Below are 22,577 nucleotides of genomic sequence, written 5' to 3' on the forward strand. Positions count from 1 at the left end.
GCGATTTAGGCGCGTCTCAGGCTTGCCTTGCATCGCTTTGGGGGTGACATTCTCGGGGAAACCGGATAGCGCGAGTTGACAAGGAATTAACGCGCATTCTCACAAAGGCACGAGCGACGTGAGCCTGACAAAGACAGAAAAAATAGCCGTTCTGGGGCTGGGATATGTAGGTCTGCCGCTGGCCTTGGGGCTGGCGCGTGCGGGCTTTGATGTGGTGGGCTTTGACACCAATGCCACGCTGGTTGAACGCCTGCTTATGGGGCGTGACCCAAATGGGGAGGTTTCGACGGAAACCTTGGCCAAAAGCACTGCCGTTTTTAGCCACGACCCATCTGATTTGGCAGGCTGTACGGCCTTTATTCTGGGTGTGCCAACGCCGATCACCGACGCCAAAGAGCCGGACCTTGGTCCTGTTTTGGGCGCGTGCAGCACAATTGCGCCGTATCTGACATCCGGTGCCTTGGTGATTTTGGAAAGCACGGTGTATCCGGGTGTGACCGAAGATGTCTGCGGACCGGCCCTAGCGGAGGCCAGCGGGCTTGAGGCGGGCAAGGACATCAAGCTGGGCTATTCGCCGGAGCGGGTGAACCCCGGAGATGCGGAACACACGCTGGAACATGTTGTGAAGGTGGTTGCGGCACAGGACGCCGAGACACTGGACCGTGTGGATGCAATCTATCGCCCGGTGATCAAGGCGGGGCTGCATCGCGCCAGCTCGATCAAAACCGCCGAAGCGGCCAAAGTAATTGAGAACACCCAGCGGGATTTGAACATTGCACTGGTGAATGAGTTCTCGCTGATTTTCTCCCGCATGGGTTTGGATACGCTGGAAGTGTTGGAAGCCGCGGGCACCAAGTGGAATTTCCTGCCGTTTACGCCGGGTCTTGTGGGCGGGCACTGCATTGGCGTGGATCCTTACTACCTGACTTATCGCGCGGAACAGCTGGGCTATCGTCCGGAGGTGATCCTCGCGGGTCGGCGCATCAATGACACCATGGGGCGCCATGTGGCGCAGGAGCTGATCAAAGGCTTGCTGGCCAAGGGCACCAATGCCTCCGGTGCACGGGTGCTGGTTATGGGGCTGGCGTTTAAGGAAAACTGTGCAGATACCCGCAACTCTCGGGTGGTGGATATCGTGGAAGAATTGAAAAGCTATTCAGCAGAAGTGGACGTTTGGGATCCTTGGGTGGATCCCGACGTTGTTGCGGCTGAATACGGGTTTGGGCTGGTCGATCAGCCTCAAAATGCCACTTATGATGCCGTAGTCGTTGCCGTTGCGCATCGCCAGTTCCGCGAGATGGACAGCATGGCGATAAGAGCCCTCGGAAAGCCGGATGCTTTGCTTTACGATATCAAAGGGGTTTTGCCGAAGTCCGAGTCGGACTGGCGGCTATAGAGCGAGGCGGGTGACGTGTCCGAGGCGATTTCTATGACGGGTGATCTGGCGGCCAATGCGTCGCCGCGCGTGCTGTTTTACAGCCACGACACCTATGGTCTGGGCCATCTGCGCCGCTCGCGCGCGCTGGCAACCGCAATCACACAGGCTGACAGCCGAATTTCCGCGTTGATCCTGACTGGTTCACCGGTAGCTGGCCGCTTTCCGTTTCCGGACAATGTTGACCACATTCGCCTACCAGGCGTGACCAAAACGCCAGACGGTGATTATGAGAGCGAGCGACTGGGCCTGCATATTGATGAAACCACTGCATTGCGCGCCGGGTTGATTAAAGCCACCGTGGAGCATTTTGATCCCGATATTCTGATCGTGGACAAAGAGCCGACCGGCTTTCGCGGCGAGCTGTTGCCCGCGCTGGAATGGCTGAAGGCCAAGCGCAAGGCGCATTTGGTGCTGGGTTTGCGTGATGTGCTGGATGATCCCGACGTTCTGGCGGCAGAATGGGACCGCAAAGGGGCCTTGGAAGCGGCGGAAACGTATTACGACGAGACCTGGGTTTACGGGCTGCGTTCGATCTATGATCCGGTGGCGGGTTTGAACCTGTCGCAAAGCTTCCGGTCACGAATGAAATTCACCGGCTATCTGCATCGCGAAGCGCTCAGTGAAGGTGAAACGCCGGAACAGCCCTACGTGCTGGTCACGCCGGGCGGTGGCGGAGACGGCGCTGGTATGGTGGATTTGGTGTTGTCTGCCTATGAGCAGGACTCAGATTTGTCCCCACGCGCCATGTTGGTCTACGGCCCGTTTCTGAGCGGTGAGGTCCGTGCTGAGTTTGAGGCGCGTGTGGCCAAACTCAATGGCCGCGTGCAGGCCGTGGGCTTTGACAGCCGCATGGAAACTCTGATGAAAGGCGCAATGGGGATTGTCTCAATGGGCGGCTACAACACCTTCTGCGAGGTGCTGTCCTTTGATAAACCGGTGGTGATTGTGCCGCGCACACGTCCGCGCATGGAGCAACACATCCGTGCCAGCCGTGCGGAAAGCCTTGGCCTTGTACGCATGTTGGATGAGCAACGCGACGGCTTTACACCACAGGCGATGATCGCCGCCATTCGCGCGCTGCCGGATCAGCCAAAACCAAGCCACGCCTTTGTGCCCGGTCTTCTGGACGGGTTGGACGTGGTTTCCGAACGTACTTTGGCAATGCTTGGCGTTGCCCGATCTCAAGGCGCTGCATGACTTCTGAAAGACCTAAGGTGGCGGTGGTGGTCAAAGGCTGGCCCCGCCTGTCTGAGACATTTATCGCGCAGGAAATTGTGGCCCTGGAGGAGACGGGATATGACCTGTCGATGTGGTCCCTGCGGTTCCCAACCGACAAGAAACGCCACCCGTTACATGAGCGCCTGCAAGCACCGGTACATTATCTGCCAGAGTATCTGCATCAGGAACCCCTGCGCGTTCTGAAAGGCGTGTTGGCAGGGCTGTTCAAACCGCGTTTCTGGACCGCTGTTGGCGCTTGGCTGAAAGATCTAAGCCGCGACCTGACCCGCAACCGCGTGCGCCGTTTTGGGCAGGCCTGCGTGCTGGCACGGGAATTGCCGGACGACATTGACCTGCTCTATGCGCATTTCATGCACACGCCAGCCTCGGTGACCCGTTATGCGGCGATTATGCGCGATATGCCATGGTCAGTCTCGGCCCACGCCAAAGACATCTGGACGTCGCCTGATTGGGAAAAACGCGAGAAGTTGCAGGAGAGTACCTATGGTGCCGCGTTCCTGGCGACCTGTACCAAAGTGGGCGCGGATCACTTGGCTGAACTGGCGGATCGGCCGGATCGAGTTGAACTGGTTTATCACGGCTTGGACCTGACCCGCTTTCCGGAGCCGCCCATCCAGCGGCGTGAAGAAGACAGTGTGCGGTTCCTGTCCGTAGGGCGGTTGGTGGAGAAGAAAGGCTTTGATCGGCTGATCTCTGCTCTGGCGCTCTTGCCCAATGATCTGGACTGGCATTGGGAGCACATTGGTGGCGGTGGGGATGGCAGCCTTTTGAAGGTGCAAGCCGAGACCCTTGGCGTTGCCGATCGGATTACCTGGCGCGGCGCGTGTGATCAGCCGGAGGTGATTGAGGCCATGCGCCAGTCGGATGTGTTTGTGCTGCCCAGCCGGATTGCCGAAGACGGCGATCGTGACGGGTTGCCCAACGTGTTGATGGAAGCGGCCAGTCAGAAGCTCTGCCTGCTGTCCACGCCGGTGTCTGCGATCCCGGAATTCATCACCGATGGCGAACATGGCGTGTTGTCCAGCGATGCGCCGGAAGCACTGGCGGCCGCGATGGAGCGATTGGCGCGGGATGCGGGGCTACGGGAGCGCCTAACAGAGGCGGCTTATGGACGGTTGACGGCGCATTTCCTGATGCAGCCGGGTATTGCCCAGCTGGACGCGCGCCTACAAGCGGCTGCGGCGAAGGCCTAATCTCATGGGGCAGGTTGCATTCTACGCCCCACTCAAATCACCGCATCATCCGGTGCCATCTGGCGAGCGCCAGATGGCGCGCAATCTGATGCAATTGCTGAGGCGGTCTGGCATCGCGCCCACATTGGTCTCTGAGCTGCGCAGCTTCGACAAATACGGCGATGCAGCGGTGCAGGCGGAACTGCTGGCACAAGCAGAGGCGGAGATACCGTCGCTGATTGCGCGGGGGCGGGCCGAGGGCTGGGCCCTGTGGGCGACCTATCACAGCTACTACAAAGCGCCGGACCTACTGGGCCCAACCGTGAGCGCGGCCCTGAAAATTCCCTATGTGTCGTTTGAGGCGACGCGGGCGAGCAAGCGCTTGGGCGGGCCTTGGGATGGCTTTGAGCAAAAAGCACAGGCGGCCTGTGATGCGGCGGATGTGTTGTTTCACTTCACGGGGCGTGATGCGGTGGCGTTGCAGGATCACCTGAAACAGGGGCAGCAGCTGATCCATCTGCCGCCGTTTTTGGCGCAGGAAGCGTTGCCAACCCAAGCGCAGCCAGATCAGCCGACCGTTCTGGTGGCAGGCATGATGCGCAAGGGCGACAAACTGGCGTCATACAGCATCATCGCGGAGGCTTTGGGGCATCTGACAGGTGATTGGCAGGTCGAGATTGCCGGCGACGGCCCGTGTCGCGCTGAAGTCGAGGCGCTGATGGCGCCATTAGGCGGGCGTGTGCAGTTCTTGGGCCAACTCGACGCAGAAGGCATGGCGGAAGCATACAGCCGCGCAGGTGTCTTTTTCTGGCCTGGCGTGAACGAAGCCTTTGGCATGGTCTATCTTGAGGCACAGGCACATGGCGTGCCGGTAGTGGCACAAAACCGCCCCGGCGTGCGCGATGTTGTGGCGTCAGTAGGGCTTGTGGCAGATGACTCACCGGAGGCGCTTGCAGCGGCGCTTTGGTCGGTGTTGAATGACGCCGAAACCCACACGCAACGGGCGCAGGGCGCGCAGGAGCTGGTGCAACAGCGCCACCTACTGGAAGCGGCGCGGCGGACCGTGTGGGATGTGCTGAACCCATTGATGAAAGAGACATTATGATCCGATTGGCCATGCTGCGGCACGGACACACCCATTGGAACCGTGCCGGACAAATTCAGGGGCGCACCGACATTCCTTTGGACGATGAAGCGCGTGAAATCTTGGCGGAGTTCAAGCTGCCAGCGGGCTGGGAAAATACCGATCTGGTGGCGAGCCCTCTACTGCGCGCGCAAGAGACCGGCGAAATTGTCACCGGGCGCAAGCCTGCGGTAGTAGACGCCCTGATCGAGATGGATTGGGGTGACTGGGAGGGCAAAAAGGGCGTTGAACTCAAGGCCGATCCCAGCAACGGATTTCGCGACATTGAGCACTGGGGCTGGGATTATCAGCCACCCGGTGGGGAAAGTCCGCAGATGGTCTGGGACCGCTTAGCCCCTTGGCTGTTTGGGTTGCAGCGCGATTGCATTGCGGTCTGTCACATCGGCATCATGCGGATGATTTTGGCCAAAGCACACGGCTGGGATTTTGACGGACCCGCCCCTTTTGCCGTGAAACGCAACCGGCTGTTTGTGGTGGAAATTGAGGGGGATACGGTTAAAGTGGCAAACCCTGATATTGTGCGGTTGGAAAGGCGCAGCGCATGAAAGTTTTGATCGCTGTCACCCATCTTCTGGGCACCGGGCATCTTTCGCGCGCGCTCACACTTGCCCGTGCCTTTATGCGGGATGGGCATGAAGCGGTGGTCCTGTCAGGTGGTATGCCTGCGCCGCATTTGGACAGCAAAGGTGTTGCGCTGGTGCAGTTGCCGCCACTGGCCTCAAATGGTGTGGATTTCACCAAGCTGTTGACCGAATTGGGTGTTGAAGCGGACGCCGCCTACCGTGCAAAACGGCAAGCCATGATGGTCAAGGCGGTGGAAGATATGGCACCGGATGTGGTGATCACCGAGCTGTTCCCTTTTGGGCGGCGCAGTCTGACGGCTGAGTTTGAGGCCTTGTTGGAAGCGGCCCATGCTTTGCCTCAGCGTGCGTTGGTTTTGGCGTCGGTGCGGGACATTCTGGCACCGCCGTCCAAAGCCTCCAAAGCCGTTCGCGCCCGCGAGGTGATCAAGCAGTATTACGATGGCATTCTGGTGCATGCTGATCCCGATCTGACCAAGCTGGAGTTGAGCTGGCCCCTAACCAGCGATGTGACCGCGATGTTGCGCTACACCGGCTATGTGGCGCCGCCTGCGCCACAACCGCATCCGGACAATGTTGGCGCCGGTGAAATTGTGGTCAGCGCCGGGGGTGGTGCTGTCGGGCAGACATTGTTTGAATGTGCGATCAAAGCCGCCAAGCGCAGCCCGTTGCGCTGGCGTCTGTTGGTGGGCGGCGCCAATGCCGAGGCGCGGATTGCGGAGCTTAAAACGCTGGCGGGTGATCCGATGATCAAGATTGAACCGGTGCGGTCTGATTTCCGGCAAATGCTGCACCATGTGACCGCCTCGGTCAGCATGTGCGGCTACAACACCGCGCTCGACGTGCTGCAAACCGGCGTGCCAGCGGTGTTTGTGCCGTTTGATGATGGTGGCGAAGTTGAGCAAACCCTACGCGCGCGGGCCTTGTCCGTGCAGCCAGGCATCGAGGTGCTCAGCGCCACCGATCTGACCCCACAAAGCCTGATGGCGGAGATCAAGCGTGTGGCCGTCAAGGACCGGCGCAGCCCGTCCGGCCTGCGCATGAACGGCGCGACGGAGAGCGTGCGCATCGCCCAAGACATGCTGGCGGAGCTGCGCAGGTGAGGATTGACTGGACGCCGCTCCGGACGGAACTGGCGCAGTGGCGCGCGGACGGGCTGGAACTGCCCTTTTGGTGGCGGGATGACGACGCGGTTGCCCCGACTGAGGCGCTTGATCAGCTTGCGTCATTGAGCACGGCAACAGAAGTCCCGGTGCATTTGGCGATCATACCCAAAGACGCAACCGAGGCTTTGGCGCGAGACCTGCCAGAGTGTTTTGTGCCGGTTGTGCATGGCTGGGCGCATGTCAGCCACACGCCGGAGGGCGTCAAAAACGCCGAGTTTGGGGTGGGGCGCCCAGCTAGCGGGGCACTGGCGGACGCCTCTCAAGGTCTTGGTCGACTTCGCGCCCTGTTTGGCGTCAAGTTGGCGCCGATGTTTGTGCCGCCGTGGAACCGGATTGCGCCCGATGTTGTGGCCGGGCTGGCCGACGCGGGTTTTGACGCGGTATCAACCTACAATCCGCGCAAAACCGCACTGGCCGCCCCCGGAGTGGCGCAGATCAACACCCATATTGATCCGATTTTTTGGCGGGGACACAGAGGCTTGGTGGATGTGGAGACTTTGGTGTCTCAAATAGTCACGCTGTTGCAAGACCGCCGCGCGGGCCTCACGGACATTCAAGAACCCTTGGGATATCTCACGCACCACCTTGTGCATGACGCCGATATCTGGGAGTTTTCGCGGCAGTTTTTGCTGGAAATTTGCGAGGGGCCGGTGCGGCTCTATCGCCACGATGGAAAGGGCAATCTATGAGCCGTTTGAACAGCATGATGCGGCGTTTGGCAGCGCAGGCCGATGGGCTGGAGTGGGGCAACACCATGGTGGACAGCCTCAAGGGCGATTTCCTCGACATGGGGCTGGGCAATGGCCGCACCTATGACCACATTCGCGAGATTGCGCCGGAGCGGCGCATCTGGGTGATTGACCGCGCGTTGAACTGTCACCATTCCTGTGTGCCACCTGAGGAGGATTTCCTGCAGGGTGAGGCCGAGGAGATGCTCAAAAAGATGGCGGCGGACGGCACCAAAGTGGCCATGGCGCATTATGACTTTGGCTTTGGCGACAAAGAGAAAGACGTGGCCGAGGCGGCGCGGCTGTCTGCCATGGTCAAAGAGATCATGTTGCCGGGTGGTGTGCTGGTCTCTGGTCAGCCGCTGGTTGGATTTGAGCAGGTGCGGGGGCCAAAAACCGTGGCGCCAGAGCGGTATTATTTCTACAGAACATAAAGAAGCGCCCGGTCAGTGACCGGGCGTTTTTCATTGTCTCAGTGCTTGAAGGCTTAGTCCAAGCCGATGATGTGCTGCTCGCCCCGTTGACGCGCCAGAGTCATTTGTTTCTGACGTTCCCGGAACCGTTCTTTGTCACCTTCGGAATATTCATCGACACATTGGTGACAGCTCACTCCAGCTTCATATTCCGGACGTTCCTGATCCGCAGGTAGGATCGGGCGACGGCAAGCGTGACACAGCAGGTGCGGGCCTTCTTTCAGCCCATGTCCAACCGACACACGGCCATCAAACACAAAACACTCACCATCCCAGGTGCTCTCTTCCTGCGGCACCTCTTCGAGATACTTCAGGACGCCCCCTTTCAGGTGATAGACGTCCTCCACACCCTGGCTCATCAGGAAGTTGGTGGACTTCTCACAGCGAATGCCGCCGGTGCAGAACATCGCCACCCGTTTGTTGTGAAAACGCTCTTTGTTTTCTTCCCACCACGCCGGGAACTCACGGAACGTCGCGGTTTCCGGGTCAATCGCGCCCTGGAAGGTGCCAATGGCCACTTCGTAGTCATTACGCGTGTCGATGGTGACCACGTCAGGGGATTGGATCAACTCGTTCCAGTCTTCCGGGTTCACGTAGTTGCCAACATGCGCGGTGGGATCGACATTGGGTTGGCCCAGCGTCACGATCTCTTTTTTGAGTTTCACCTTCATGCGCGGGAACGGTTTTTCCGCCGCGGTGCTCAGCTTCCACTCAAAGTTGGCGCAGCCGGGCAGTTTTTGAATGTAGGCAATCACCGCATCAATGCCAGCGCGCGGACCAGCGATGGTACCGTTGATGCCCTCATGGGCCAACAGCAAAGTGCCGGTGATTTCGTGCTTCTGACAGAAGTCCAGCAAAGGCGCCCGCAGGGCCTCGTGGTTGTCAAACGTGGTGAAGTGATAGAGAGCGCAGACTGTAAACATAACGCCCCATTACGCCTATTTTATAGGTCTATCAAGCCTCACCCCCCTGTGGCGTTTTGTCAGAGGAATGTGCTGATACCACCCCAGAGCAGGCGCAGGGCGATCAGGATCAGCAATACGTTGAGCACTTTGTGAAATCCGTGGTCACTCATCCGGCCCAGCACATGTTTGCCCACCCAGGTGCCCGCCGCGCCACAGGCGATCAGCCCGGTGATGAACAGCGCCCAGGGGGCAAAGCCAAACCCCAGAGCGGCAAACATAGCCACCTTGAGGCCGTGCTGTACCGTCATCAGGGCAGCGTGGGTGGCCACATGGGTGTGACGGTCAAGCTGCATGGTTTTTACGTAAGCGGCCACAAACGGTCCGGTCGCGCCAAAGAACATGGTCAGAAATGAAGAAAACGCGCCCGCCCCAATCGGCCACTTGCCAATCCACGCAGGCGTTTTTCCGAGCACAACCCACAGCAGGAACAGGCCAATACCAATTTGCACAGTAGCCGGGGGCAGGCTCACCGCCACACTGCCGCCAATCGCCACGCCGATGAGGGCACCGATGGTAAAGGCAGGTAAAGCGCTGCGCAGGATGTGGCTGCGGAACATGGTGGCGCGCACGGCGTTGGAGCCCAGCTGCACCACGCCATGTACAGGGATCAGCGCCGCTGGCGGGAGGATCACGGCGGCCACCGCCAGGAAGATCGCCCCACCGCCAATGCCAAGCGCAGCGGTCATCAAAGAGGTGGCAAAGCTCACCGCCAAAAGGAATATCGCATGGGCTTGGGACAGGTCTGGCGGGAGTAGGTCAATCATGCCGCCACTATGCGGTGAAATGGCTTGGGATCAAGACCTTCACCTGATCCCCAACATCTCCCGCGCTTCCGCCGGGCTGGCAATGCCCCGCCCTGTGTTGGTGGCGCAGGTGACCAAAGCTTCAATCAATTGTCCGTTCGAACGGGTTTTTTCGCCATTGGGCAAATAAAACGTGTCCTCCACCCCGGTGCGCAACATGCCGCCAAGCTCGGCGGCTTTTTGGTGGGTGTCCCAAATCTCGCTGCGCCCAATCAGGGTGGCTTGCCAGAAACTACCTTCCAGCAGGTATGGCATCAGGAATTCCAGCAATGTCGGGTCCACGGGCATGCCGGAAGCCACACCCATGACAAGGTTATACTGCGCACGGGTGGTCATGCCGTTTTGCACATACATCGCCACAGAGCGCACGATGCCGGTGTCAAAGCACTCAAGCTCTGGAATTGTGTTGGTCTCTGCCATCACATCGAGATGGTCCTGAATTTTGGAGGGCTGGTTCTCAAACAGCATCGGGGGCCAAGCCCACTCTCCATTGCTGCGCAGCTTGAGATAGTTGAGTGAGCCGGCGTTGCAGGCGGCGATTTCGGGCTTGAGCGCACGGATGCAGTCGAGCGCACAAGAATAATCCGGCCCCACCACGCCGGTGGTGGCGTTGATTAGGATGTCGGGGCAGGCGTCGCGGATGGCGTCGACAATCTCCGTCGCCACCTTGGGGTCCCAGCTTGGCAGGTGGCCCTTGCCCGCGTCCTGCTGGCGGAAGTGGATGTGGATCACGGCGGCGCCCGCGTCTATCGCCTCACGTGCTGAAGCGGCGCACTCCGCGGGCGTGACCGGCACGGGGTGCTGCGTTGGATCGGTCAGAACGCCGTTGAGCGCACAGGTTAGGATGGCTTTGTCCATCTTACCCCTCCTGCTTGTGGCGGCTGCCGTTTGCAGGGGGTGTTTCTGGCGGACCGGCAAAACACTGCGCGTTGGTCATCCAGGTTTGCGCCACTTCGCCGGTGGCGGTCAGTGATGTGTCCCCAAAGGCGCGGGTTTGGGTGACAACGGCCGCAAAATCTGTGGCGGGGCCAGTGATGCTGTCGCTGTTGTCCTCACCAAATTCCCAGACAGCCCCAGACGGTGCGGTCAGCGTAAGCTTGGGCATGGTCTCGGGCACCGGCAGGCCGTGCACCTGATGGGACCAACCGAAGGTGTTCACGCCAAGGATCACGATGTTTTTGATGCGGTCGCTGTCCGCGCGGGTCCTGCCCAGCAGATCAAACACCTCAAACCCATGCGCCCAGGTTTCCATTTGTCGAGCTGTCATAGACGAGCGTGCCGACATCGACGGACCAACCCACGGCAGACGCGCCTTGGGGTCCATATCCCGCCAGCGGGTTGCGATGTCGCGCGCCGTCTCGATCCAAACGGCGCGCAACTCTGCACCGCGCTCCATTATGGTTTCATTTTCATAGCTGCGCAGAGAACCCGTGGCCTTGAGCGAGGCCATCGCCTCGCCCATGCGCGCCATAAAGGCGGCTTCGTCGGAGGCAGAGAGGTCCGCGCCGGTGTTCCAGAAATGCAGGTGCACCAGCACGTCTTCGATGGTCCAGCCTTTGAACTGGGTTTGGGTGCGCAGTTTCGCGTCCGACAAGCCAGACAAGGCGTCATGCAGCACTTCGGATTCGGTGAGAAAATCGTCAGCTTGGGTGAGGGTCATGATGGGTCTTCCATAGTCAGGATCAGCGCGCCTTTGGACAGCTGTTGTCCCGCCTCAATGTGGAGCGCGGCGACAACGCCGTCGGTGTTGGCGGTCAATTGATGTTGCATTTTCATGGCTTCAAGCACGGCCAGCGTGTCGCCTTTTAGGACGGTGTCCCCTGCGGCCACATTGAGCGACACCAACAGGCCGGGCATCGGCGCGGTGAGTGCGCCGGTTGAAGCCGCGTTGGTTGTGGCCCAAGGCTGCGCGCGGGTGACATGCAGGTGGTGGCCTGCGGTTTGCAGGTAGAGACCGCTCGTTCCGTCAGGCGCGTGATGTGCGGTGGCTCGCAACCCATCGACGCGGAAATCGCTTGAGACCGTGTGGGTCCAGCCGTCGCCAGAAACCGTGATGTGATCCGTTCCAACGCCCGTTGCGGTGAGCGGATACGTTTCATCATAAAGCGAGAGGTCTAGCGGAATGGGCAAGCCGCCGTCGCTGGAAAATCCTGCGAGAGTGGTGTCGGGCAGCAGGCTTTGCGCCTGTGCGGCGTCCCCTTCGCTGCGCAGCAAAAGTTCGGCCGCAAGGGTAATGGATTGCGACGTGAGGGCTGTCTGCGGTGGACCTTCAGGATACGTGGCGTCCAAAAATGATGTCGTGGCGATGCCGTCCTGCACCTCGGCGTGATCGAGCAGGTCACGTAAGAACGCCACGTTGGTGGTCACGCCCAGAACTGCCGCATTGTCCAGTGCCTTGGTCAGCGTGCGCAGCGCTTCATCGCGGGTGTCCCCATAGGCAATGAGCTTGGCCAGCATCGGGTCATAGTATGGAGTGACCTCGTCACCGTTGCGCACCCCAGTGTCGATGCGAAGGGTGTTATCCATTTCAAACTTATGAATTTTTCCAATGGACGGCAGAAAGCCATTGGCGGGATCTTCGGCATAGAGTCGGACTTCAATGGCGTGTCCCGTGAGTGTGACGTCCTCTTGGGAGACAGGCAGTGGCCTGCCCTGCGCGACGGCGATTTGCAGCGCCACGAGGTCCAGGCCCGTGACCATCTCGGTCACTGGATGCTCGACCTGAAGGCGGGTGTTCATCTCAAGGAAATAGAAATCCTCTCCGTTTTCATCGAGCAGAAACTCAACCGTGCCCGCGCCGACGTAGCTTACCGATTTGGCCGCAGCAATGGCGGCTTTTTCCATACGCTTGCGTATGGTTTGAGGCATTCCAGGCGCGGGGGCTTCCTCAATCACCTTTTGATGGCGGCGCTGCACAGAGCAGTCCCGCTCGCCCAAGGCAATTGTGTTGCCGGCATGATCCGCAAAGACCTGAATTTCGATATGGCGGGCGTTTTGCACGGCGCGTTCCAGGATCAGCGTGTCATTGCCAAAAGCCGCGCTGGCTTCCGCGCGGGCCAAGGTGAGCGCCTCTAGCAGGTCGTCCAAGTTTGCGACCAGCCGCATCCCTTTGCCGCCGCCACCCGCTGCGGCTTTGACCATGAGCGGCACGCCGATGTCCTGCGCGTGAGACAGCAGTGTCGCATCAGTTTGGTCATCGCCTTGAAAGCCGGGAACGCAGGGCACCCCGGCGTCCAGCATATGCGTGTTGGCGATGGCTTTGTCGCCCATGATCTCGATGGCCTTGGCGGATGGTCCGACAAAGACGAGACCTGCGCGTTCAACTGCGCGGGCAAAATCTGCGTTTTCTGACAGGAAGCCATAGCCGGGATGGATCGCCCCAGCACCGGAGGCTTTGGCGGCCGCCAAAATGACGTCAACGTTGAGATAGCTGTCTGCGGCAGAGGCGGGGCCGATGGGGTGCGCCTCATCCGCCATGGACACATGCAGCGCCTCTGCATCAGCGTCCGAATAGACCGCAATCGTGCGCAGCCCGAGGTCGCGCGCGGTGCGGATGATGCGGCAGGCGATTTCACCGCGGTTGGCAATCAGAAGGGTGTCGAATTTGCGCATGCTCACATCCTCGCCACGCCAAAGCTGTTGGGGTTGAGGGGACGACGGCGCGCTTCGGCCACGGTGCCAAGGCAGAAAGCAATCACCTTGCGACTGTCACGCGGATCAATCACGCCGTGGTCGAGAATTTTTCCGGAGGTGAAAAACGGCGAGGATTGCGCGTCAAACAATCCTTGAATGGCGGCTTCTTGTTTGGCCATGCGGGCCTCGTCCACCTCGATGCCTTTGCGGGCAGCACCGGCGCGGGCGACGTGACTCATGGTTTTGGCGGCTTGGGTGCCGCCCATCACGCCGGAGCGCGACGTGGGCCAAGCAAACAGGAAATCAGGCTGATAGGCGATGCCGCACATGCCGTAGTTGCCCGCGCCAAAGCTGGCCCCGCAGTAGAGCGTGATCTTGGGCACGCGGGCGTTGGACACGGCTTGGATCATTTTGGAGCCGTGCTTGATCATCCCGGCCTGTTCATACGCCGTGCCAACCATGTAGCCGGTGGTGTTGTTGAGGAACACAAGCGGCGTGCCCGCCTGATCGCAGGCCTGAATGAAATGCGTGGCCTTGTTGGCGCCTGCCGGATCAATCGGGCCATTGTTGGCGAGGATGCCAATGGTGTGACCGTGGATTTGCGCTTGAATACAGAGGGTTGCGGGGCCGAAATCCGGCTTGAATTCGTCAAAATCAGAACCGTCGACAAGCCGAGCAATCAACTCGCGCGCGTCATAGGGCGTGGACCAGTCCGCGGGCACCACGCCTGCGATTTCATTCACGTCAAAACGCGGTTCGTTAAAGGCGCGCGCCTCGGGTTTGGGCATGTCACGGTTCCAATCCAGCCGCGCCATGACACGGCGGGCCATTGCGATGGCGTGCACATCGTCTTCGGCGAGGTATTCCACCAAACCGGAGGTGGTCGCGTGCATTTCTGCGCCGCCCAGATCGGCGTCTTTGGCAACCTCGCCGGTGGCGGCATTCACCAGCGCAGCACCGGCCAGCGCCGCCATGCCGTTTTTCTTCACGCCAATCACATAGTCGGACAGGCCCGGCATATAGGCGCCGCCAGCGGTGGAAGGGCCGTGCAAAACCGCAATCGTGGGCAAACCGGCCGCCGAAAGACGCGCGAGATTGCGGAACACGCCCCCGCCCAACGCCCAGTCTTCGACGCGGTAGTTCATCAGGTTGGCGCCTGCGCTCTCGACCAGATGCACAAACGGTAGTTTCTGGCGCAGGGCAATATCTTGCGCGGACAGCATGGCTTGCAAGGACATTGGCGAGAGCGCGCCGGCGTTGATACCGCTGTCATCCACCACAATCATGCAGCGTACGCCGGAGACAAACCCAATCCCCATCAGAAAGGTGCTGCCCGGCAGCGACTTTTCAGGGTCATCGCTGTCTTGTAAATAGCCCGCGAGGCTGTGCAGGCGCAGGAACGGCAAGCCGGGGTCCAGCAAGCGGGCAAGACGTTCGCGTGGGGTGATTTGCCCCCGCGCCGCAAAGCGCTCCCGGCGTTGTTCGGATTTCTCCGCTGTTCGGGTTTCCAGCGCACGCAGCTCCGCCACGGCGGCCAACATCGCATCCCGGTTTTGGCCAAACGCAGGCGCGGTGGGCGTGATCTGAGTCTCAAAAGACATGGGGGCTCCTCCTCCTGAGCGGTCCCGAATTTTGAAACCACTGTGAGCCGGGCGCGCGGGCGCTTCAAGACAGCGTGAACGTGACGCTGCGGCCAAAGCTTGTTGTTGGGGTCTGAGAGGCGTAAGATTGGCGCATGCAAACTGTTGATCTGCAAGAAGATATCAATGTTGTCGCTGACTGCGGCCCACTTAAAGTCTGGTCGGTTGTAGTCACCATCTTGGGTGACCTGCTGCAAAGCGAGGATGCCTGGCTGTCGGGGCCGGTGTTGGATGCTTTGGTCAGCCGGCTGGGGATCAACAATCAGGCGTTGCGGGTGGCGCTGCATCGTCTGCGCCGCGATGGCTGGATCACCTCGGAAAAACGCGGGCGGCTGTCTGCACATCAACTCTCGGCCAAAGGCTGGGCAGAAACGGAGGCTGTGCGGGCCCAGATCTACGGTTTGGCAGACACGCCAGAGGCCGTCTGGCTGGCGGTAGGTGGTCCAAGTCTGACGGCGGTTGAGTTTCTTGAGTTGCTGCCGGCGCAGGCGGTGTCCCTGTCTGCGCGCAGCGCGTTGGTGGCGGGGGCCATTCGGCCAAGTGACAATCTCTTGCTGACCCGTTTCACACCGGAGCGGGTGCCGGAATGGGCTGTATGCGCATTGGCACCGGCGGAGCTGGCCGCGGAGTATGATGCGTTGTCAGCTGCGGTGGGGCTTGTGTTGGCCCATAATACACCGGACGGCACGCTGGACCGCACCGCTTTGCGCTTGGTAATCTTGCACCACTGGCGGCGGCTGCGGTTGCGCCACGGCGCGGTGCAGGATGCGGTTCTACCGTCCGACTGGCCCGGGGCGCGGGCGCAGCGGTTGGTGATGCAGGCACTCACGCGGCTGGAGCGTCCAGATGTGGCAGAGCTTGAGCGGCAAGTGGCGCTGGGCTAGGCTTCTGGGAAACGGTTTGAGGCAACAGATTTAGGGCAGGATGATCCGGGGTTTGACGGATACTACGGAATGCGGAGTACGCAGCGCATGAGCGCTCTGACGGCGCCAAACCTGCGGGTCGAGGCCCAAGGCGGGCGTGCCACTGTCCGCGTGTCTGGGGCTTTGCTGACCGAGTTTCTCGCCGATATGGAGGGGCCTTTTGCGCAGGCTGCGCCCTCTGAGACAAACGTCGACATAGACCTCTCACCACTCACCGCTTTTGATACCGGCGGAGCCTGGCTGGTCTCTCAACTGCGCACGCGGTTGCAGGCACAGGGAGCCGAGGTGCAGATCGCCGGCGCAGCGGATCATCTGGCGCTTCTCACAACCGTGACCGCCGCTTCTCCAGAGAAAACACCACATGAGCTGCCGGAACACGGACGCTGGGAATGGGTGGCCAACATTGGCCGCACACTCGTGTCCGGTTGGGGTGACGCGCTGTCTCTGGTGAGTTTTTTGGGGCAAACACTTTCTGGACTGGCGGATGTGGTTGTGCGACCTCACAAGGTGCGCTGGGCCAGTTTGGTCACGCACATGCAGGATGTGGGCTTCAATGCGGTGCCGATCATTGCCCTTATGGGGTTTTTGATCGGCGTGGTGCTGGGTTTTCAGGGCGCAAGTCAGTTGCAGCAGTTTGGCGCAGAGGTGTTTGTGGTCGAACTGATCGGCATTTCGGTGCTGCGCGAGCTGGGCATCCTGCTGACCGCGATCATCGTTGCCGGTCGTTCTGGATCCGCCTTCACTGCCTCGGTTGGATCGATGAAAGTGCAGCAGGAAATTGACGCGATGCAAACGCTGGGCCTTGATCCAGTGCGGGTGCTGGTGGTGCCACGGGTGCTGGCGCTGCTGATTATGTTGCCACTTTTGGGGTTTGTGGCCAATCTGTTTGGCCTGTTTGGCGGCGCGCTGATGAGCTGGGTGAGCTTGGATGTGAACCCCGGCATGTTCCTCACCCGCCTGCATGACAACATCGCCGTGAAACACCTGCTGGTCGGCATGGTGAAAGCGCCGTTTTTTGCGCTGGTGATTGGCGTGGTGGCTTGTTGGCAAGCTTTCCAGGTGAAGGGCAGCTCCACCAGCGTGGGCCAGCGTACCACCTCCAGCGTGGTGCAGGGTATCTTTCTGGTGATCGCCCTGGATGCTCTGTTCTCGATCTTCTTTGCGCAGTTGGGGGTGTGAGCATGAGCGATACCCCAGAGCGTGACGCCATCATCAAGGTCCGCGGGTTGCGCAATCAGTTTGGGCCGCAGGTGGTGCATGACAATCTCGATCTGGATGTCTGGCGCGGCGAAGTGCTGGGCATTGTCGGCGGCTCGGGCACCGGCAAATCGGTGTTGTTGCGCACCATTGTCGGCCTGAACAAACCGGCGGCGGGCACCATTGAGGTGCTCGGCACCAATGTGCTCACCGCGCCCGAAGAGGAGCGGCGCAAGGTCGAAACCCGCTGGGGTGTGGCCTTTCAGGACGGGGCGTTGTTTTCCTCACTCACGGTTTTACAAAACGTGATGGCCCCGATGCGCGAGCATCTGAAACTGTCGACCAATCTGATGAAAGAGCTCGGCGCGCTCAAGATTAGCCTTGTCGGCCTGCCGCAACTGGCCTGTGAAAAGCTGCCCAGCGAGCTGTCGGGTGGGATGCGCAAACGCGCGGCTCTCGCACGGGCTTTGGCACTCGACCCGCAGATTGTGTTTCTGGATGAACCCACAGCGGGCCTCGATCCGGTGGGGGCGGCGGCTTATGACGATCTGATTGGCGAGTTGCAGCGCAGTCTGGGCATCACCGTCTTTATGGTGACGCATGATTTGGACAGCCTCTATGCGATTTGTGATCGCATTGCGGTGCTTGCCGAGAAGCGTGTTCTGGTAGAAGGTCCAATAGAAACAATGACCGATGTCGATCATCCGTGGGTACAGGAGTATTTCACCGGCCCACGTGCGCGGGCGGCGCAGGTCAAAGGCACGGGCAACGAAACTGGGGGCACTTAGGGCATGGAGACACGGGCAAACTACCTCCTGATTGGGGTGTTCGCGCTGGTCGGCCTGATCGGCTCGTTTCTGTTTGTGCTCTGGCTCGCCAAGATCGATCTGGAAAAACAATACGCCTATTACGACGTGCTGTTTGACAACGTCGGTGGCCTCGGGATGGCGGGCAGCGTGCGCTACAACGGCCTGCCGGTGGGACAAGTTGTGATGCTGGAACTGGATGACGAGAACCCTTCGCTTGTGCGGGTGCGTATCGAGGTGGGCGCGGACACGCCGGTGAAGGTCGACACCATTGCGAAGCTGCAAGGGCAGGGGGTGACGGGCGTGAGCTTTGTGGCGCTGTCTGGTGGCACACTAGAGGCGGCTGCCTTGCCCCAATATGGCGAAATCACCACCGAGAAGAGCGCCCTGCAATCGGTGGTCGAAGGCGCGCCGCAGTTGATGGAAAAGGCGATTGGCTTGCTGGAAAACCTGCAAGGTGTGGTGAGCGAAGAGAACACCGCAGCTGTGAACGAGCTGCTGGGCAATTTGGCCAGCGCTTCAGGGCGCCTGGATCGCACGTTGGCGGAGTTTGAGGAACTGTCCGAAGATGTCGGCAGCGCGGCACGGGAAATTGCGGCGTTTACCACGCGGCTGGAAGCCCTGTCTGACACCGCAGAAGTGACATTAGTCGAGGCCACTGGCGCGCTGGGTTCCATCAAGGAAGCCGCAGAGCGTACCAAAGGCACGTTGGACAATGCACAAAGCGCCTTTGCCACGGCTGACAGCTTGATGAAAGAAGACCTCAAAGACTTCATCCAACGTGGTGCAGATGCGGCCGCGGCGTTGGAGAATGTGGTTGAGGTGTTGGAACCATCCGCGATTTCCGCGATGCAATCGGCGCAGGCTTTGATCGACGAACGCCTGCCGGCCTTGGTGCAGCAGGTGCAGGACACGGCGGAAGTGATGGAAAGCCAGATCGCGCAGGTTGGCACCGATGCATCGAGCCTGATGGCGCGGTATGAGGAGGTCGGCAGCAGCGTGCAGGCCCGCGTTGAACAGACCCAGACGGCCATATCGGCTTTCGAAACGGCCACAAATGCGGCGACCGACACGCTCAATTCCGTGCGTGTAGCCTCGGATACGGCCACTACGGTAATGAACACGGACCTGCAACCACTGGCGGATGAGGCCACGGCGGCGCTCTCCACAGTACGAGACATTGCGACCACCAAAGTCTCGCCATTGATTGATCAAACCAACCAAACGCTGGTGGCCATTGAGACCGGTGTGGAAGAGATCACAGACCAAGGTGCGGTGATGCTTGAAACCGCCACAGCACGCTTGGTGGAGGCGCGCGGCACGCTCGCGAACTTCAACGAGGCTCTGGAGCTGTCGGACGAAATGCTGCGGTCGCTGGATGACACGGCGGATGCGGTGAATACGCTGGTACGTGGTGGCGCAACCGAGATGGTCGAAGACGCCCGCGAAGCAGCGGCCAGTGCGCGCAGTGCTTTGGATGCCATCCGCGTGACCGTGGACGAGCGGTTGCCCGAGGTGGTGGAAAACATTTCTGAAGCCGCACAAGCTGCCAACACCATGATTGCCAGCATCGACACGCTGGCCGTGGATGCGACCGGGCAAATGGCGACGTTGTCGCCGCAGGCCAGTGAGGCCTTGCTGACTGCGATTGACACGTTTGAACGCTCCAACCGCACCCTGGAGGCAATCTATCAGGCGATGGAAACCGCTGACGCAACGCTGGCCACGGCTGGCGACACATTCAGTGGGGTGAACCAAATCCTCGATGAGGATGTGGATCAGATCATGACCGACATCAGCGGCGCAGTGGCGGCCGTTTCTGGCACTGTAACCGGCGTCTCTGATGACATCAGCAAGGCGTCAGGTGAAGTGTTGGCCGCCTCGCAATCCGCGTCTGATTTGCTGGGCACCGTGAATGACATTGTGCAGCGCAACGAGCGGCAGGTGTCCGAATTTTTGCGGCTGGGCCTGCCGCAAACTGTTAAATTTGTGGAAGAATCCCGTTATCTGGTTGGCAATCTCGACCGGCTGGTGGCTCGGATCAAACGTGATCCGGCGCGGTTTCTTCTCGGCACGCAAGGATCGGAGTTTAGCCGATGACACGATGGGGATGGGCAACGGTATTGATGGGCGCGCTTGCGCTGTCTGGATGCAGCGGGCTAGGCACATTAAACCGTGCTGCGGCGCCAACGGATCTCTACACGCTGACGCCCAAAAGCACGTTTTCCTCTGGTCTGCCACGGCTTAGCCATCAGATTGTGATCGAGGAACCGACCGCTCATGCGGCTGTCGACACCGATCAAATTGCGGTGCAGCCGACGCCCTATCAGTTTGAGTATCTGCCCGTGGCGCGTTGGGTCGACCGCGCGCCGGTGATTGTGCAGACGCTGCTGATCGAGAGCTTTGAAAACAGCGGCAAGGTGGCCGCCGTGGGCCGCTCTTCTGTGGCCCTGCGCCCTGATTTTCTGATTGTGTCCGACCTGCGCGAGTTTCAGGCGCGCATTCCGGCGGTGGAGACCGAAAGCAATGCGCTGGAAATCCACGTGCGCATGAACCTCAAGATTGTGGACGCCTATGACGACCACATCATTGGCTCAAAATCCTTTGAAAAGGTGATGATGTCGCCAAGTGACGAGATGTCTGATGTGGTTGTGGCCTTTGACGATGCGCTAGGCAAAACCATGCGCCGCGCGGTGGAATGGAGCGTAAAAACCATCTACAGCCACGGTCAACGCAACCCGCGTCCGGCCATCCGCTAGTCAACCTTTAGGCGGCAAATCAACGTGTTGTTGGTTTCCAGATCCGGCCCCCAGATGAACTCCGCCTGCCGGTCCCATTTGATATCGTTGTAACCGTCTTTCGGGCGCACCTGACGTTTCTTGTATTCCGTTGCACGTGGCCAGTTTGAATCGTCAAAATACTCGGCCGTCCAGCCCCGCGGCGGCTTGCTCGCCTCAAACCCACACGGCCCTTCGCCCACACGCGGGTTACGCTCCTTGGCGCAGGATTTGTCGAGCGGCGCCTCATGGAGCACCTTGCAGCGCCAGTCTTTGTTAGACACTGCCACAATATCACCGGCGGCATCTTTGATCTGCAGGATCACGCCGCCATCGCCCATCTGCTGCCGATTGGTGCCGATGTATTCCAGCCCGGTGTCGTTCTCTTTGAAGTCTTTGGCCACAAGCGCCAGCATAAACGGACGCTCGGCGCGGAAGGTGAAGCTCTCGGCGTTAAACGAGCGTTCTGTGGCAATGGAGATGCGGTCCTCTCCCACCAATGATCCATTGGCATAAAGCGCAAACCAATTGTCGGCCCAGACGTCCGCCTTGAAGGTTTCTGCGGTAGCGGCGGTACTTAGAACCAGCGTGAGGGCGCCCCCGAGGACATGTTTCATGTCGACCTCCAAAACTTGCCTGTCCTAGTGGTAGCAGCTTGCAGAAGTCCGCGGAAAACAAATTGCCAAAAAGGTAAAGGCGCCCCTAAGGACGCCTTCGCAATTTTTTAAGCTGTAGCTTGCGCTTACAGGCTGGCGTCCAGGGCTGCCAGCAAAGCGTCACCCATTTCAGACGTGGACACCGGCGTGCCACCGTCTGCCTGCATCAGGTCTGCGGTGCGTACGCCATCCGCCAGAACCTTCTCCACAGCCGCTTCCAGACGATCCGCTTCGGCACCTTCGTTGAAGGAATAGCGCAGCGCCATCGCAAAGGAGAGCACACAGGCACATGGGTTGGCTTTGGCTTGACCCGCGATGTCAGGTGCGGAGCCGTGTACCGGTTCATAAAGCGCTTTGGGGCGGCCGTTCTCCATTGGCGCACCAAGGGAGGCGGACGGCAACATGCCCAGCGAGCCGGTCAGCATTGCGGCACAGTCGGACAGGATGTCACCAAACAGGTTGTCGGTGTAGATCACGTCAAACTGCTTTGGCGCGCGTACCAGCTGCATCGCGCCGTTGTCGGCATACATGTGGGAGACTTCCACTTCCGGGTAGTCCTTCGCCACTTCGTTCACCACTTCGCGCCACAGGATGCCGCTTTCCATCACGTTGGCTTTTTCCATGGAGCACAGACGTTTGTCGCGCTTCATCGCCAGTTCAAACGCAGAGCGTGCACCGCGTTCGATTTCGGATTCGGTGTAACGCTGGGTGTTGATGCCCACACGCTCGTTGCCTTCTTCAAAGATGCCACGTGGCTCGCCAAAATAGACGCCCCCAGTCAGCTCACGCACGATCATGATGTCCAGACCGGACACGATGTGGGTCTTCAGAGAGGAGAAATCCGCCAGCGCGTCAAAACACTGTGCAGGGCGCAGGTTGGCGTAAAGGTCCATCTCTTTGCGCAGGCGCAGCAGACCGCGCTCTGGTTTTACGGAGAAGTCCAGATCGTCGTATTTTGGGCCACCCACGGCGCCCAGCAGAACCGCGTCCACTTCCTGCGCCTTCGCCATGGTGTCATCATGCAGTGGCACGCCGTGCTTGTCATACGCTGCGCCGCCAACAAGGTCTTCGCTCACGTCAAATTTCAGGCCACGTTTGTCGCCAAACCAGCCAATTACGCGCTGGACTTGGGTCATGACTTCGGGGCCGATGCCGTCGCCGGCGAGGATGAGAAGCGAAGGGGTGCTCATTGCGGTGCGTCCTTGATCAAATAGGTTCGCTACGGGTTACCGATCC

The 22,577-nt window shown here is 60.0% G+C and carries 21 protein-coding genes; 13 read left to right on the top strand and 8 right to left on the bottom strand.

Features of this window, described 5'->3' with window-relative positions:
• Positions 1 to 124 precede the first annotated feature (124 nt).
• From Q0955_RS08270 to Q0955_RS08305, 8 genes are read left to right on the top strand one after another with little or no spacing between them, the layout of a single operon-like run.
• Complete coding sequence (locus Q0955_RS08270; RefSeq protein WP_299423221.1) at positions 125 to 1,396, top strand: nucleotide sugar dehydrogenase; 1,272 nt, start codon at positions 125 to 127, stop codon at positions 1,394 to 1,396.
• Between the two features lie 33 nt (positions 1,397 to 1,429).
• The gene (locus Q0955_RS08275; RefSeq protein WP_299422904.1) at positions 1,430 to 2,635 is read left to right on the top strand and encodes a glycosyltransferase; all 1,206 of its coding nucleotides are present in this window, start codon (positions 1,430 to 1,432) and stop codon (positions 2,633 to 2,635) included.
• Entirely contained in the window at positions 2,632 to 3,870 is a 1,239-nt protein-coding gene (locus Q0955_RS08280; RefSeq protein ID WP_299422907.1) for a glycosyltransferase family 4 protein, read from the top strand. Before Q0955_RS08275 ends, Q0955_RS08280 begins: the two co-directional genes overlap by 4 nt.
• Positions 3,871 to 3,874: 4 nt before the next feature.
• On the top strand, positions 3,875 to 4,954 hold the full coding sequence (locus Q0955_RS08285; protein ID WP_299422910.1) for a glycosyltransferase family 4 protein: 1,080 nt from the start codon (positions 3,875 to 3,877) through the stop codon (positions 4,952 to 4,954).
• Positions 4,951 to 5,538 carry a histidine phosphatase family protein gene (locus Q0955_RS08290; RefSeq protein ID WP_299422912.1) on the top strand — a complete coding sequence of 196 codons (588 nt, stop codon included), beginning with the start codon at positions 4,951 to 4,953 and terminating at the stop codon, positions 5,536 to 5,538. The genes Q0955_RS08285 and Q0955_RS08290 overlap by 4 nt, the downstream gene beginning before the upstream one ends.
• The gene (locus Q0955_RS08295) at positions 5,535 to 6,677 is read left to right on the top strand and encodes a glycosyltransferase (protein ID WP_299422915.1); all 1,143 of its coding nucleotides are present in this window, start codon (positions 5,535 to 5,537) and stop codon (positions 6,675 to 6,677) included. The genes Q0955_RS08290 and Q0955_RS08295 overlap by 4 nt, the downstream gene beginning before the upstream one ends.
• Positions 6,674 to 7,429: a polysaccharide deacetylase family protein gene (locus tag Q0955_RS08300; protein ID WP_299422918.1), complete on the top strand. Its 756-nt coding sequence runs from the start codon at positions 6,674 to 6,676 to the stop codon at positions 7,427 to 7,429. The genes Q0955_RS08295 and Q0955_RS08300 overlap by 4 nt, the downstream gene beginning before the upstream one ends.
• A complete protein-coding gene (locus Q0955_RS08305) occupies positions 7,426 to 7,902 on the top strand; it encodes a class I SAM-dependent methyltransferase (protein WP_299422920.1) in 477 nt (158 codons plus the stop codon). The genes Q0955_RS08300 and Q0955_RS08305 overlap by 4 nt, the downstream gene beginning before the upstream one ends.
• A gap of 53 nt (positions 7,903 to 7,955) precedes the next feature.
• On the opposite strand, the gene Q0955_RS08310 is transcribed toward Q0955_RS08305, so the two are convergent.
• Genes Q0955_RS08310 through Q0955_RS08335 form a run of 6 tightly spaced genes read right to left on the bottom strand, consistent with a single transcriptional unit; the run spans position 7,956 to position 14,943 of the window.
• Positions 7,956 to 8,864, bottom strand: a complete 909-nt coding sequence (locus Q0955_RS08310; RefSeq protein WP_299422923.1) for a rhodanese-related sulfurtransferase — start codon at positions 8,862 to 8,864, stop codon at positions 7,956 to 7,958.
• 59 nt (positions 8,865 to 8,923) lie between these two features.
• Positions 8,924 to 9,670 carry a sulfite exporter TauE/SafE family protein gene (locus Q0955_RS08315; protein ID WP_299422925.1) on the bottom strand — a complete coding sequence of 249 codons (747 nt, stop codon included), beginning with the start codon at positions 9,668 to 9,670 and terminating at the stop codon, positions 8,924 to 8,926.
• Between the two features lie 39 nt (positions 9,671 to 9,709).
• Positions 9,710 to 10,567, bottom strand: a complete 858-nt coding sequence (locus Q0955_RS08320) for a 3-keto-5-aminohexanoate cleavage protein (RefSeq protein ID WP_299422928.1) — start codon at positions 10,565 to 10,567, stop codon at positions 9,710 to 9,712.
• Position 10,568: 1 nt separating this feature from the next.
• Positions 10,569 to 11,369 carry a TIGR03084 family metal-binding protein gene (locus Q0955_RS08325; RefSeq protein ID WP_299422931.1) on the bottom strand — a complete coding sequence of 267 codons (801 nt, stop codon included), beginning with the start codon at positions 11,367 to 11,369 and terminating at the stop codon, positions 10,569 to 10,571.
• A complete protein-coding gene (locus tag Q0955_RS08330) occupies positions 11,366 to 13,321 on the bottom strand; it encodes an acetyl-CoA carboxylase biotin carboxylase subunit (protein WP_299422933.1) in 1,956 nt (651 codons plus the stop codon). The genes Q0955_RS08325 and Q0955_RS08330 overlap by 4 nt, the downstream gene beginning before the upstream one ends.
• 2 nt (positions 13,322 to 13,323) lie before the next feature.
• A complete protein-coding gene (locus tag Q0955_RS08335; protein WP_299422936.1) occupies positions 13,324 to 14,943 on the bottom strand; it encodes a carboxyl transferase domain-containing protein in 1,620 nt (539 codons plus the stop codon).
• Positions 14,944 to 15,077: 134 nt separating this feature from the next.
• On the opposite strand from Q0955_RS08335, the gene Q0955_RS08340 reads away from it, so the two are divergent.
• The 5 genes from Q0955_RS08340 to Q0955_RS08360 all read left to right on the top strand — a co-directional run bounded on the left by Q0955_RS08340 (position 15,078) and on the right by Q0955_RS08360 (position 20,667).
• A complete protein-coding gene (locus Q0955_RS08340) occupies positions 15,078 to 15,866 on the top strand; it encodes a PaaX family transcriptional regulator C-terminal domain-containing protein (RefSeq protein ID WP_299422938.1) in 789 nt (262 codons plus the stop codon).
• Between the two features lie 87 nt (positions 15,867 to 15,953).
• Entirely contained in the window at positions 15,954 to 17,084 is a 1,131-nt protein-coding gene (locus tag Q0955_RS08345) for an MlaE family lipid ABC transporter permease subunit (RefSeq protein WP_299422941.1), read from the top strand.
• Positions 17,085 to 17,086: 2 nt separating this feature from the next.
• Positions 17,087 to 17,890, top strand: coding sequence for an ATP-binding cassette domain-containing protein (locus Q0955_RS08350; RefSeq protein ID WP_299422943.1), 804 nt, complete (start codon positions 17,087 to 17,089; stop codon positions 17,888 to 17,890).
• A gap of 3 nt (positions 17,891 to 17,893) precedes the next feature.
• Positions 17,894 to 20,008 carry an MlaD family protein gene (locus Q0955_RS08355; RefSeq protein ID WP_299422946.1) on the top strand — a complete coding sequence of 705 codons (2,115 nt, stop codon included), beginning with the start codon at positions 17,894 to 17,896 and terminating at the stop codon, positions 20,006 to 20,008.
• Positions 20,005 to 20,667: an ABC-type transport auxiliary lipoprotein family protein gene (locus Q0955_RS08360; protein WP_299422948.1), complete on the top strand. Its 663-nt coding sequence runs from the start codon at positions 20,005 to 20,007 to the stop codon at positions 20,665 to 20,667. The genes Q0955_RS08355 and Q0955_RS08360 overlap by 4 nt, the downstream gene beginning before the upstream one ends.
• On the opposite strand, the gene Q0955_RS08365 is transcribed toward Q0955_RS08360, so the two are convergent.
• Both Q0955_RS08365 and leuB read right to left on the bottom strand, forming a co-directional pair.
• Entirely contained in the window at positions 20,664 to 21,302 is a 639-nt protein-coding gene (locus tag Q0955_RS08365; RefSeq protein WP_299422951.1) for a PEBP family protein, read from the bottom strand. The genes Q0955_RS08360 and Q0955_RS08365 overlap by 4 nt on opposite strands.
• Before the next feature lie 125 nt (positions 21,303 to 21,427).
• Complete coding sequence (gene leuB, locus Q0955_RS08370; RefSeq protein ID WP_299422953.1) at positions 21,428 to 22,531, bottom strand: 3-isopropylmalate dehydrogenase; 1,104 nt, start codon at positions 22,529 to 22,531, stop codon at positions 21,428 to 21,430.
• Positions 22,532 to 22,577: the final 46 nt, after the last annotated feature.

Origin of the sequence: uncultured Shimia sp. (assembly GCF_947493595.1) — a bacterium.
In the GTDB taxonomy this organism is placed as follows: Bacteria; Pseudomonadota; Alphaproteobacteria; order Rhodobacterales; family Rhodobacteraceae; genus Shimia.